Raw genomic sequence first — 12,950 nt, forward strand, 5'->3', positions numbered from 1 at the left:
ACTCAATTTCGTATCGTTTTTCCCTACTCTATAGCTACTCTTATAAAGGAAGGATAGTTGTTAATGAAAAGGTGTGCGTGGGTAACAAAGGAGCCGTTATATATTCAGTACCACGATGAAGAATGGGGAGTCCCGAAATACGATGATCAGCAATTATTTGAAAAGCTATGTCTTGAAGGGGCACAGGCCGGGCTGAGTTGGTGGACCATTCTACAAAAAAGGGAAAATTACCGGAAAGCCTTTGATTATTTTGATGCGAAAAAAATTGTCCAATATAGTGATGAAAAATTAGCCTCATTAAGGGAAGATAAGGGAATCGTGCGAAATAAGTTAAAAATTCAAAGCGTTGTAACGAATGCGAAAGCGTTTCTAAAAATTCAGGAGGAATATGGTTCATTTTCTGACTATATTTGGAGCTTTGTCAATCATCAACCGATTGTGAATCATTGGAAAACGATGGATGAGGTTCCAACGACAAACGAGGTTAGTGACAGAATGAGTAAGCAGTTGAAGAAAGACGGCTTTAAATTTGTCGGTAGCACCATCTGTTACTCCTATATGCAGGCAGTCGGAATGTACAACGATCACACACTCGATTGCTTTTGCCATCCAAGTAATCAATAAGTAGAGGGGTTAAGTGTCAGGCATACATGAAATGGTTCCAATTTATGGATGTTGCCTGGCACCTTTCTTTTTTTGCGGTATTAGGAAGGATTGTTGAAGCTTTTGTCGAAGTAACATGGACAACTAAATTTTTTAGACATACTAGAGGTGGATTGATTTTTTAATGGATTATGCTTATCAGAATAAGAAAACCTTCGCGTCCTTTTATCATTTTCCGACAGAAGACTCCCTCTTCAATTTTGTGTAGGGCTGTAAGCCCAGAAATAAGGGGGAGATGAATGTCGGTTGGCGTTAGCCAAAGTTATTGAATAATTCGAACAAATGTGCTATATTATACTTGTAAGTTGTTCTTTGAAAACTGAAGATATGAGGTTGTGACAGGAAAAGCGTCTGTCACGTAAAATCTTCAACGTTCTAATCGTCCCCACACGTACCGAAGCAGCGAAAAACAAGCAAAGCAGGGCGTGTGGCGAGCACAACGTACAAGATAATAAAGCAATCACCGTCGGGACGACGGGTTGAGCCTGCTCAATAACTAGTGGATGCACTGGTCTTCGCAGGAATCTCCCACTTCAAATTCGTAAGAATTAAGTGGTGAGTAGTTCAATTTTCTATACTTTTGCTAATTCTTTCCTTTTTTTTAATGCCCTATATTGAATCTATTTTTATATCAGAAAGTCGTATCATTATCCATTCTGTTTTCGAAATATTCGGCATTTTTGTCGCGTACTCGATTTTCCTATATGGATGGTATGCTTATCCTTATATACAAACCAAAACATCCCTTTGGCTTCCGATTATTTTTTTCTCAATCGGTACATTTGGCTTATTGCATATGATTACATTTCCGGGGATGCCTACTTTTATTACCGAAAGCTCTGAAATAAAAACTGGGTGGTTCGAAATTTTAGTAAGAATCACACAGTCAGCTGGTATTTTTCTTTTAGTCATCTTTATGCTTAATGATAAAGAAGAAAAATTAATCAAGAAGTATGGGTATATTTTAGCAACCATATGTATTTTGTTGGTATCAGCATCGATTATTTTCTTATTTGAAGACTATCTACCGATGATTTCTAATAATGGGGAATCTACCTTATTAAGGGTTACGATTTACCTTACGATTTGTTTTATTTATACATTATCAATCCTTCTCATCATTAAAATTAGGAAGAAAACGAAGGATTACATTTATATTTATTTGATTATGGGGATATTCTTCCTATTGTCTCTTAATTTATTAACATTAGTTTATGGCGGCAGCCAAGGATATTATAATTTTTTAGTCCACTTTTTAAAGGTTCTAGGGAATATGTATATTTTTATTGGCTTCTATTCTTCCAAGCTTCAGTTAACCTTTCTAAAAAAGGAAAAAATGGAGGAGGATTTAAATACGACGCAAGGGTTACTGGAATCCTTTTTTGAGAATACACCGGAAGGCTTGCTCATCCTTGATAATCAAGGATCTATACTCCGTGCAAACAAGGGGTTTGAAAAAATCATCGGTGTAAAAGAATCCGATGTGATTGGGCAGGATTTCCGATCGATTATGAATCATGGGGATGACCTGTCAGATGTATTGGAGCAAGCTCTAAATGGCTCCAATATTAATGATTTTGAAATCAAACAGCAACGAGAAAATGGGGATACCATATACCTTATGATCTCATTGTCAAATATTCAAGGGACACATACAGGTAATATTTCTGCAATCATTCGGGATATTACAGAGCAAAAAGAGTATGAGTGTAATCTTCACGCTGCCAAGCAAGAATTAACCGATACGATTCGCCAGCAGCAAGGGATTATTTTTAAATATCATAAAGTAGATGCTTCCTTTATTCACACCCTTTTTGACGGAGAGTTATATTACAAATTATGGGGTGCTCCGGTGCAAATGATAGGCCATCGCTTCAGCTATCCAACCGGACATGAAGCGTTCGATCAGCTTCTTTACCATTACCAAATCGCATGGGACGGTCGTGATGTAAGCTTTGAATTGGAATGGGATCATATCTCCTTAGCCGTTTCATTAAAACCAATTATTAAAGCGGCACAAGTAGTAGAAGTTGTCGGATCAATTGTTGACATTACACAATTAAAAAAGACGGAAGAGCTACTAAGGAAATCAGAAAAGCTTGCGGTGGTTGGTGAAATGGCTGCAGGTGTTGCACATGAAATACGAAATCCGCTGACGACCTTGAAGGGCTTTACCCAGCTGCTTAAGATGGAGGTTGACGATAATCGTCTGCCCATGCTAGAGCTTATGTCGTCAGAATTGAATCGAATTGAAATGATTACAAATGAATTTATGGTGATTGCAAAGCCCCAGGCGATAGAATATAAAACACATAACATCAAGGATATTATGAATCAAGTTCTATCCTTTATGGAACCACAGGCGTTGTTGCAAAATGTAACGATGAATAAATTGTTTATTGAGACTGAGCCATATGTGCAATGCGATGAAAACCAGTTAAAACAAGTATTTATTAATATCATCAAAAACGCTTTCGAGGCAATGCCTAATGGTGGAAGTCTGACCGTTGAAATAAAGGAATCAAATCAACAAACGATTGACATTTCAATAAAGGATACAGGTGTAGGAATTCCAAAAGAAATCATTCCAAAGCTCTGTGAACCTTTTTATACATTAAAGGAAAAAGGGACAGGGTTAGGGTTAATGATAAGCTACCGTATCATTGAGGCCCATAAAGGAACCATTGCCTTTTCAAGTAATCTTGATAAAGGAACTATTGTGACGGTAGAATTACCGCTTCAAGCTGTTGAAGTACCGTCTTCTAGTCTATAGGAGTAAAATAATCGAATAAAAATGTGAAGGGACGGAAGCTCTGTCAGTTTGTGTATAGAGCTTCCGTTCCTTTTTTATCCTCTAACAAGAGCTAGCCACCTACTGCAATGAGTAGTAACAATTCATAAATGGAAAAAGTGAAAAGATTTTATGCTACTTAAAACCGATGTATTTCAACTGTTTTAACAGTGACAACATTTAAAATTAGTATGATTCGTACCAAAACTAGAAAAAAATTGGGCAACATCATCCGTATACTGATTTTTCTAACTATTTTAAAATTAGAATACGCTTACAAAATAAAGAACATATAGTTAACTACACATAAATTGATCCAAGTTATCACATGCATGGAAATCAAAAAATCTGCCATTTAAAAAGGAGGAGTAGAAATGACAGAAAAACCAGCATTCAAAAAGACCATCCGAGATACAGCCTGGGACTATAAAACGAAAAATGAATATGAAGATGTGACAGTTAAACAGCAGCCGTATGTTCATATGCATTACCGTCATATTTTCGATGAAAGGGATTACGACATCTATGATCCACGTTATACACGCTTGAAATCTTCCGATTGGGAGGCCTTCCGTGATCCAAAGAAATTTTGGTATACAACCTACGTCAATAACCGCAAAAAATTAGCTGAAGAAATTGAAAACGCCTTCAATCAGACGAACGAGCTTGGGATTGTTGAAAACCTTTCCGCGGAGTGGGTGGATGCAGTAAGAGATATCTATACACCGCTTCGTCACTTAGAATATGGCGAGAATGTCCAAATGCAGCATGTCATTCGTTATGCACTAGGTTCTGCGATTGAGCAGTGTGCAACCTATCAGGCGTATGACAAAACAGGTAGAGCCCAATGGATTTCTCAATGGGCAATGAATATGCAGGAGCATCATGGCGATTTTCTAGCACATGGTAAGGAAGTTCTTTTGAACGATCCAGCCTATCAGCCGCTGCGTCGTTATGTGGAAGAAATTCTGGTAACGGACGATTGGGCGGAGGTTTTAGTTGCTGAGAACTTAACCTTGGATCTTTTGCTCGGGAACCTGATGTACCGTGAGTTTAGTAAAGAAGCGATGAAGCATGGAGATACGCATCTAGCCGTGATGAACCTTGTGATTGGTAAGCAGTTAGATTGGCATCGGGATTGGGCATTCTCTTTATTTAAGCTTTTAGCACAGGATACAGCTGAAAGCCGTTGGGATTATTTGAAGGCACTTGGCTATGAAGATTGGGGCGGCGATTACCGTTGGGGTAAAGTGTTAAGCGATCCAAGAGAAACGCCAGAGGAAACCTTATCAAATGTAGAAATCATTCAGGAATGGGTAGAAAAATGGTATCCAAAGGCCTTTGAAGCAGTGCTGGCCTTAGCTCCGTTATTTGAAAAGTATGGTATTGAGATTAATCTTCCAGAAGCACTGAAAAAGATTGAGGAAGAAAATATTATCCCAATCTATAAAAAATATAAGCTTCCATTTAAACAATACGAAATAGCACTTAGTTAATAGAAGGGGACGATAGCTATGACAGTCAAACAAGCCTATGTCGGCATGGATTTAGATACAAGCGGAGGCAGCATTGTAACGGCCATTATCGCAGCGATTGAGGAAGATAATGAGGGCGTCATTGTCGAGGATTTTCACGTATATAAAAAGGTAAAAGCTCCAGGGAAAATGGTTTTGAAAAGAGAAAGTGTTGAAGAGCATTTAGGTGCAGATTTTGAAATGGATCAAGTACATCTTGTTATGTCTTCAGCTTTCGGATTCATTACAGATTGGGATGAAGAACAGTTAATCATTGAGTGGGAAGATTCAGAATAAGGAGGGATCATCACATGGCTAAAATGGGTATTAAAGAAAAGTATCATGCAATGACAAGGGACTTGATGTGGGAACCAAAGGACTTTGATATGAATCGGGTTTATCCTTTAATTGAGAAAGAGGGCATCATCCTTAAGGACCCAAGCAGATGGGAAGATCCATTCCGGATGGCCTATAACCAATATGTTAAAATTCAATCTGAAAAAGATGGAATCTATCATTCTGTCCGAAATGCCTTTGAGGCAAATGACGGCTATGCAAAGGTAGTAGACTCTCGCTGGTATGAAGGTGTAAAGGTATTTGCGAATGCCGTTCAGCCGGCAGAATATTCTGCTCACCGCTTGATGGCCTATGTCGGCCGTAACATTCCGATTGAAGCGATCCGCTTTGCAACCTTCAACCAGGCCATTGATGAGCTACGCCATGCGCAGATTGAAATTAAGCACTATGCACATATGAGTAAAGAAATTGATGGATTGCATGCTTTTGCCAATACATCGCAAAACCTATGGTTTAACACGGTACCAAAATCGTTCTTCGATGATGCGATGACAGCAGGACCGTTTGAAGCATTAATGGCGATTTCCTTCTCCTTTGAGTATGTATTTACAAACATTCTCTTCCTGCCATTTGCTTCATCTGCCGGTGCAGTTGGAGATGAAAACTTCGCCGCGGTTGGGAAAACGGTTCAATCGGATGAGTCTCGCCATATGGCACTTGGCATGTCTGCCTTGAAAATGCTGCTAGAGGAAGATGATCGCAATGTGCCGATTATTCAAGGCTGGCTTGATAAGTGGTACTGGAGAGCCTACCGTATGTTCTCAGTTGTTGCCACACTTGTAGACTATTATCCACGTATTCGTCCAATCTCTTGGAAGAAAGCGTTTGAAATGTATGTAGAAGAGCAGGTATTTAACGGATTGTTTAAAGATTTACGTAAATATGGCATTCGTCTGCCGAAGCACGCTGAGGACAGCATTAAAGAAAAAGAGCACTATTCACACTCTGTTATGCGTATTCTAGATCAATTTAAACATGCGAACATGTTTAGAGGCTTCCAACTGCAGCCGGATGATTATGAGTGGTTATCGAATGAATATCCATTGTTCGATGAGTATTATGCACCATTCTTCCGCCGCAATGATCATAACATTTTCTCTAATGCAAGCCCTGGAATTCCAGCGATTTGTTCGGTATGTCAAATCCCAGCAGAGTTTCCGGACCCTGATAATCCAACAAAGCTGTGGACTCAATATAGTGAATATAATGGTAAAACCTATATGACCTGCTCACCTGGATGTAAGCATATCTTTGAACAGGAGCCATTGAAATATATGCAAATTTGGTGGCCAGCAGAAGCCTATTTTAACGGAGAATTTGGTGAGGATCCGGTTGCAGGATTATTCAAATATATTGGTTTATCACCAGAGGAAGCGGGAGAGCACTATTCATCGAGAGAGCATGCACGTTGGCTCCAATATCGTGAGCATTTGGGTCTAGATAAGAAGTTTTTCTAAGTGAATGGGAGGGCAGAGGAATGGACTATTTAAAGGATCAAAATCATCTCATTGTCTGGTTCGTATTAGAGCCGGAAACAGATACATTATCAACCAGTTATCTTGGTAAGAGAGCCCGTTTGGATATGACAACAATGGAATTATTACAAGAAATTTTAGATGACTATAAAGCAGATAAAGAGAAGAACTATCGCTTTGTCTTAAAACGAGGTACCGAAGATGTGGAGCTTTCTTTAGAGAAGACGCTTCAAGATGTTGGGATGCGGAACGGAGATTATTTACAGGTCATTCCAGTTTAGACATTAAACAAAATGTTTCATTGAATGAAGGATGAGCATCTGCTTATTCTCTACTAAACGGATATATTTACTTTTATAGAGAGAGGAGAATGAAACATGAGCAAAGCGACAACAGCAGTAGAAACCTATGAAGTGACATTAGAGCCAAGCGGGAAAGTCATCACAGTAAAAGAAGGTCAAACCATACTGGATGCAGCGATCCGCAACGGTGTTCAGGTAGCATACGGATGCCGTCACGGCAGTTGTTCTGCTTGTAAGTGCCAGGTACTTGAAGGGGATTACGAGATTATGGACCGAGTATCAGAATACTCCTTGATGAGCTTTGAAAGAGACGAAGGCTTTACCCTTATGTGTAGCACACTTGTAGAAGGTGACCTTGTCATTGAAGTGGAGGAAGAAGAGTCAGACCTGCCATTCTTTGCGGTTCATGACTTTGAAGCAGAGGTAGTCGAAAATCATGCTGCTACACATGATATTCATATGATTAAGTTAAAGCTTCAGGATCCGGACGCTATACCATATGGCTCAGGTCAGTTCTTTGAATTTGAAATTCCTGATTTGGAGGACTCCCGTGCTTATTCGGTAGCGAATAAATATCAGGATGGCAGCGTGGTTGAGTTCCATGTTAAACGGGTACCTGACGGGAAAGGCTCCAATTATATGTGTGATTTGGCTATCGGGGATGTTATAACAGGCTCAGGGCCTTATGGAACGATGCAGCTCCGTAACCGTGACAAGGATATCATCTTTATTGCCGGTGGGTCTGGTATGGCACCTATCAAGTCGTTAGTGGAAGAATTATTCTCTGAGTCATTTGACAAAGAAGCATATTTCTTCTATGGTGCTCGTTCGAAGAAGGACCTTTATTTAGTAGAGGAGTGGGAAGAGCTAGCAAAGCAGCATGGAAACTTCCACTTTATCCCTGCCCTGTCACAGCCGGATGATACTGACGAGTGGGCTGGAGAAACAGGCTTTATCGCTGATGTCATTTCGAAGAAGCTTGAGAATATGTCGGGTATGGATGCCTATCTATGCGGACCGCCTATTATGATCGAAACATCCTGTGATGCACTCGCTAAAGGCGGCGTAAAAGGAACAGACATTTCATACGATGAGTTTTAACTTCATTCAGCAGAAGTCCTCCACTTCTATAAGTGAGGGTGAATGCTAATGGTTCTTCGATTCAGTGGGGGTTCAAACCCCGGCTGAATGAAGTTAAGCCTCCGGCGGATGTCACGGATTTTTTAAAGGTAGTTTATCGAGCGAGCTCAGGTAATCCGGACGCAAATTCGACGGGCGAATTTGATTAAATAATAGAATGCTAGGAGGAGAAAAGAATGGCTAGAGTAATGCGTATCGGTAGAATTGAACTGAAAGTATTGGATCTTGAAAAATCAGTAGAATACTATACAAAAGTGATTGGTTTAGAAGAAACGGGTCGTATGGGTGACAGTGTGTACTTAAAGGCATGGGATGAATACGATCATCACAGCGTTATTTTAACCAAATCGAACAGCGCGGGAATGGCTCATTTCGCCTTTAAAGTGGAAACATTGGATGATCTTGCTTACTACGAGAAAAAGGTAGAAGAATTCGGCTGTAAAACAACAAGAATTTCTAAGGGTACGAGATTAGCTGAAGGTGAAGCGGTTCACTTTATTTTACCAACAGGACATCACTGTGAGCTGTACCATGAAATCGATGTACTTGGAACAGCGGTTGGGAATCTTAACCCACATCCATGGCCACTTGGAAAAGTAGGCATTGCACCGCATCGCTTTGACCACTGCCTATTAACAGGGGACGATTTAAAAACAGTTACTAGATTCTTTATTGAGGCTCTTAACTTTAGACAAAGTGAAAAAATTACGACCGTTGACGGTGAGGAATTATTAGGAAGCTTCCTGTTCACAACGAATAAAGCTCATGATTTAGCGTTTGTTAAAGGTCCTGATGCGAAATTTCACCATGCTGGCTTCCATGTTGATTCTGTACATGATGTATTTAAAGCAGCTGATATTTTATCCATGTATGAGGTGCCATTTGATGTAACACCGACACGTCACGGGATTACAAGAGGTGAAACGATTTACTTCTTTGACCCATCCGGTAACCGTAATGAAGCATTTGCAGGCGGATACATCACATATCCGGATATGCCGACTATTACATGGACTGAAGACAAAATAGGACAAGGTATTTTCTACCACCGCAGAGAATTAACTGAATCCTTCATGAAAGCATTAACATGATCTGATACTAGCAACACTCACTTATCCATATAAAAAGGAGGGGTTAGCATGAATAAAATAACACTTAAAGCAAGAGGGCAGCAGTTTGAGTATTCCTGTCCAACTAATACTACGCCTTTAAGAGCGGCACGTGATCAATTCATTCCGATTCCAACCGGTTGTATTAGAGGCGGCTGTGGAATGTGTAAAGTAAAGGTGCTTGATGGTGATTATGAACAGGAAATCATTCGCTCCCATGATGCTTTATCAGATGAGGAACTAGCGAGCGGTTATGCTTTAGCCTGCTGTATGACAGCTAAAGGTGATCTTGAGATCATTACCGTTGAAGATTATCAGAAGCTTCAAGAAGAAAAAACAGAAAAAGTCAGTGGAACAAACAAATGTTAGTAACGAATTTTTATCCCATCTTCTGTAAGAGATGGGATAAATTCGTTATTTTTTGATTTTTTTGATAAAATATAATCAATAGATGTAATTAGTACTTATATGAAATTAATTTCAATGGACTCTATCAAATCAAATCTTTCTCTGGTGGTGAAGTGATTGTTACAAGGAGAAATGCCTATGCATCATACAAGTAATCAACCGATGATTAACATCCCTAGTTCAGCATTTGGGGAACTTCGTAGAGAGCTGATTGATATGTTAGGTTCCAAACGATCAAAAGGCTTTCTGCTTCGTTATGGCTGGAATTGCGGTGTAACGGATTGCAGACAGATGCTGGAATTGAATTGGGAAGATAAAAGAGAACTCATTCTAGCAGGCCCAAAGATGCACATGGAAAATGGTCATGTAGTCGTTGAAACACATAAGCTGGAAGTTGATTTTGAAAACGGAACCTTACATTTTGAAGGAGATTGGATTGATTCTCAGGAAGCACTCCAGCATATTAAGCTTTTCGGTTATGGTGAAGAATCTGTCTGCCATTCCTTAGTAGGCTACGCTAGCGGATATCTGTCTGAATTAATTGAAAAACAGGTCATTGTAAGAGAAACGAGCTGTATTGCTAAGGGTGATGAAAAGTGTCATTGGATTTGTAAGACAGTTGAGGAATGGGACGGGGACCCAGAGGTGGAGAAGGAGCGCTTATTTTTTGAAAGGGACCGAATCAGCGCTGAGCTTGAGGAAACCTATGAGAAGCTGAGACTGGAAAGAGACAATTTAAGTAAAACCTATGATGTTCACCAAAAATTATTTAAAGAGATTGTGTTTGAAACAGGCGTTCAGCCGATTGTGGATGTATTATATGAAACCTTGAAAATACCAGTGGTGATTGAGAGCTATAATTGTGAGGCGCGAGCCTTTGCTGGAATCTCTCAGCAGCAGGCAAACGAATATGCAGGTGAATTAAAAGCGTGGCTAGCTCTTCAGCAGCGGAAGAAGGGGAAAGAAAAGCAGGAGATTCAGGCTACAATCCTGCTGGAGCTTTCACCAGAGCATAGGAGAGTGATAACCCCCATCTATTTTCGCAAAAAAATCCATGGCTATTGTTCCTTTTTCACACAGGAGGATCAAGTGGCAGAAGTGGATAAAATGGTGTTAGGACAGGCTGCGTTGGCTTGTTCCCTACATTTGTTGAATGAGCAGACTCGGTTTAATACAGAGCAAACCATTCGAGGCAGTTTTCTAGATGACATTCTAAAAAAACGGCTGACGATGACAGAAATTGTGAGAAGAATCCACTATCTTGATTTTGAGTTAAACTCACCCTACTTTATGGCAGCTGTGCGACGCCGCTTTGAGAAAACGTCGCTTCAGGAAGAAATTGAATTTAATGATGAATTTATGAATGATCTTTTTAAATATTTTCAGAAGAAGAAAGTGAAGGCTTTATTAGGGAAAAAAGATGGGAATGTGATTATCCTCTTTTCGGGTTCATCTTATTTGCATGACCAGGAGAAAATAGATAGCTTTTGCCGACAGCTGCTTTCCTATTGCTATGATCGCTACCCAGCTTGTTCCTTTGCGATGGGGGTTAGCTCCAGGCTTCCATCTATTGATAGCGCGCCCCAATTATACAATGAATGTATTGCGTCATTAAAAGTAGCGAATACAAATCATAATCCGATTTATTTCGATACATTAGGAGTTGTTGGCATGCTGCTACAAACGAATAACCGTGAAGCGCTCGAGCAGTATGCTTATAAAATCGTAGGTCCTTTAATGGATGAGGATAAAAACAAAGGGATGGAATTATTGATCACCCTATATTATTATCTGGAAAATGGCTCCAATGTTCATAAGACCGCTCGGGCCATGAATTTCTCGGTTAATGGTCTGCGCTATCGATTGGGGAAAATCAATGAACTATTACAGGTGGATTTGAACCAAGCCTATAACCGTAATGAAATCTATGTCGCACTTCAATGCTTAACAGCTTTGGGAGAGTTAAATTTGCCTTCATAGTCGTAAGGGAGAAGAATCGATCTTGAGCTTAAGAGACAATCGTTCCCGTGTTTTTTTCTTGTCCGGAATAAATAGGAAGCAAAAGGTATAGACTTTTTAGGACAGTATAATGTACGGGATTGAAGCAAATAGTAAGGTGTCTGCACTATCCTCTAGGAGAGAATCCGTTTGCATAAGGACCGAAGTGGATAATAAATAAGTCTGACACCTTATGGGACAGCCTTAACTCATCTTCGTGAAAGGCGGCTAGTTATGACATATGTATTATTAATTGTCGGCTTTGCTTTGTTGATTAAAGGAGCTGATTATTTTGTTGAGGGTGCTTCAAGTATTGCAAGGGCTTTGAAGGTGTCACCATTGTTAATTGGTTTAACGATTGTGGCCTTCGGAACAAGCTCACCGGAAGCTACAGTCAGTATTGTGGCTGCTTTAGAGGAAAATGCGGGAGTGGCGGTTGGAAATGTAGTAGGGAGTAATATATTTAATATTACTCTAGTAGTTGGCTTAACGGCTCTCATCAATCCACTAACAGTTGAAAATGAAACGATTCGAAAGGAAATTCCTTTTACTTTTCTTGCAAGTGCCGTTTTGTTGGTCTTAATTAGTGATGCAGCCCTTCATGGCTTCAACGAGAACTTTATTACAAGAAGCGACGGATTGATATTCTTGTTATTTTTCTCCATTTTCCTCTATTATATTTTTGAGGTAGCACGAAAAAGTCGGGAGGCAGTGAAGGAAGAAAAAGAAACGAGAGAGACTGTTTCATGGAGCAAGAACGGTTTGCTTACAATAGGTGGTCTGGCTGCCATTATTTTTGGCGGGGAGTTAGTGGTCAATCATGCAACAGAAATTGCCTATTCCTTTGGGATGAGTGAAACATTAGTCGGCTTAACGATTGTTGCTGTGGGGACATCCTTACCGGAATTAATCACATCTATTACAGCCGCAATGAAAAGGGAAAGTGAAATTGCTCTCGGTAATATTGTTGGGAGCAATATTTTTAATATCTTTTTCGTTTTAGGTTCAGCATCCGTTATTTCCCCGCTTGCGGTTGACAGCAAAATCTATATCGATGTACTGTTATTGATGATGATCACGGTTGTTCTTTTTATTTTTTCAAGAACACATTTCACTATTGGAAAGCGGGAAGGGTTCATACTGTCAGTTGCTTATATTCTTTATATGGTGTACATCTTAATGAGGAATTGATA

The 12,950-nt window shown here is 39.8% G+C and carries 11 protein-coding genes; all 11 read left to right on the forward strand.

Annotated elements, in window-relative coordinates:
• Nucleotides 1-63: 63 nt before the first annotated feature.
• The 11 genes from BQ5321_RS08610 to BQ5321_RS08660 all read left to right on the forward strand — a co-directional run bounded on the left by BQ5321_RS08610 (nucleotide 64) and on the right by BQ5321_RS08660 (nucleotide 12,948).
• Nucleotides 64-624: a DNA-3-methyladenine glycosylase I gene (locus BQ5321_RS08610; RefSeq protein WP_071394108.1), complete on the forward strand. Its 561-nt coding sequence runs from the start codon at nucleotides 64-66 to the stop codon at nucleotides 622-624.
• A 643-nt stretch (nucleotides 625-1,267) separates the two neighbouring features.
• Nucleotides 1,268-3,436: an MASE3 domain-containing protein gene (locus tag BQ5321_RS08615; RefSeq protein ID WP_139187773.1), complete on the forward strand. Its 2,169-nt coding sequence runs from the start codon at nucleotides 1,268-1,270 to the stop codon at nucleotides 3,434-3,436.
• 392 nt (nucleotides 3,437-3,828) lie between these two features.
• Nucleotides 3,829-4,950 carry a ferritin family protein gene (locus BQ5321_RS08620; protein WP_071394110.1) on the forward strand — a complete coding sequence of 374 codons (1,122 nt, stop codon included), beginning with the start codon at nucleotides 3,829-3,831 and terminating at the stop codon, nucleotides 4,948-4,950.
• Between the two features lie 18 nt (nucleotides 4,951-4,968).
• A complete protein-coding gene (locus tag BQ5321_RS08625; RefSeq protein WP_071394111.1) occupies nucleotides 4,969-5,265 on the forward strand; it encodes an MmoB/DmpM family protein in 297 nt (98 codons plus the stop codon).
• 14 nt (nucleotides 5,266-5,279) lie between these two features.
• Entirely contained in the window at nucleotides 5,280-6,782 is a 1,503-nt protein-coding gene (locus tag BQ5321_RS08630) for a YHS domain-containing protein (protein ID WP_071394112.1), read from the forward strand.
• A gap of 20 nt (nucleotides 6,783-6,802) precedes the next feature.
• Entirely contained in the window at nucleotides 6,803-7,081 is a 279-nt protein-coding gene (locus tag BQ5321_RS08635; RefSeq protein WP_071394113.1) for a hypothetical protein, read from the forward strand.
• 96 nt (nucleotides 7,082-7,177) lie between these two features.
• Nucleotides 7,178-8,203 (forward strand): NADH:ubiquinone reductase (Na(+)-transporting) subunit F, encoded by a 1,026-nt coding sequence (locus tag BQ5321_RS08640; protein ID WP_071394114.1) that lies wholly within the window; start codon nucleotides 7,178-7,180, stop codon nucleotides 8,201-8,203.
• Nucleotides 8,204-8,418: 215 nt separating this feature from the next.
• A complete protein-coding gene (locus tag BQ5321_RS08645) occupies nucleotides 8,419-9,333 on the forward strand; it encodes a catechol 2,3-dioxygenase (RefSeq protein ID WP_071394115.1) in 915 nt (304 codons plus the stop codon).
• 48 nt (nucleotides 9,334-9,381) lie between these two features.
• Complete coding sequence (locus BQ5321_RS08650) at nucleotides 9,382-9,720, forward strand: 2Fe-2S iron-sulfur cluster-binding protein (RefSeq protein WP_071394116.1); 339 nt, start codon at nucleotides 9,382-9,384, stop codon at nucleotides 9,718-9,720.
• A 177-nt stretch (nucleotides 9,721-9,897) separates the two neighbouring features.
• Nucleotides 9,898-11,739: a XylR N-terminal domain-containing protein gene (locus BQ5321_RS08655; RefSeq protein WP_071394117.1), complete on the forward strand. Its 1,842-nt coding sequence runs from the start codon at nucleotides 9,898-9,900 to the stop codon at nucleotides 11,737-11,739.
• 252 nt (nucleotides 11,740-11,991) lie between these two features.
• Nucleotides 11,992-12,948 (forward strand): calcium/sodium antiporter, encoded by a 957-nt coding sequence (locus BQ5321_RS08660; RefSeq protein WP_071394118.1) that lies wholly within the window; start codon nucleotides 11,992-11,994, stop codon nucleotides 12,946-12,948.
• The last annotated feature ends 2 nt before the right edge of the window (nucleotides 12,949-12,950 follow it).

This window comes from Bacillus tuaregi (assembly GCF_900104575.1).
Lineage (GTDB): Bacteria > Bacillota > Bacilli > Bacillales > Cytobacillaceae > Bacillus_BD > Bacillus_BD tuaregi.

Excerpts from the sequence above, each read along its gene's own strand:
- BQ5321_RS08610 (WP_071394108.1), top strand. The coding sequence starts at position 64 with ATGAAAAGGTGTGCGTGGGTAACAAAGGAGCCGTTATATATTCAGTAC.
- BQ5321_RS08615 (WP_139187773.1), top strand. The coding sequence starts at position 1,268 with ATGCCCTATATTGAATCTATTTTTATATCAGAAAGTCGTATCATTATC.
- BQ5321_RS08620 (WP_071394110.1), top strand. The coding sequence starts at position 3,829 with ATGACAGAAAAACCAGCATTCAAAAAGACCATCCGAGATACAGCCTGG.
- BQ5321_RS08625 (WP_071394111.1), top strand. The coding sequence starts at position 4,969 with ATGACAGTCAAACAAGCCTATGTCGGCATGGATTTAGATACAAGCGGA.
- BQ5321_RS08630 (WP_071394112.1), top strand. The coding sequence starts at position 5,280 with ATGGCTAAAATGGGTATTAAAGAAAAGTATCATGCAATGACAAGGGAC.
- BQ5321_RS08635 (WP_071394113.1), top strand. The coding sequence starts at position 6,803 with ATGGACTATTTAAAGGATCAAAATCATCTCATTGTCTGGTTCGTATTA.
- BQ5321_RS08640 (WP_071394114.1), top strand. The coding sequence starts at position 7,178 with ATGAGCAAAGCGACAACAGCAGTAGAAACCTATGAAGTGACATTAGAG.
- BQ5321_RS08645 (WP_071394115.1), top strand. The coding sequence starts at position 8,419 with ATGGCTAGAGTAATGCGTATCGGTAGAATTGAACTGAAAGTATTGGAT.
- BQ5321_RS08650 (WP_071394116.1), top strand. The coding sequence starts at position 9,382 with ATGAATAAAATAACACTTAAAGCAAGAGGGCAGCAGTTTGAGTATTCC.
- BQ5321_RS08655 (WP_071394117.1), top strand. The coding sequence starts at position 9,898 with ATGCATCATACAAGTAATCAACCGATGATTAACATCCCTAGTTCAGCA.
- BQ5321_RS08660 (WP_071394118.1), top strand. The coding sequence starts at position 11,992 with ATGACATATGTATTATTAATTGTCGGCTTTGCTTTGTTGATTAAAGGA.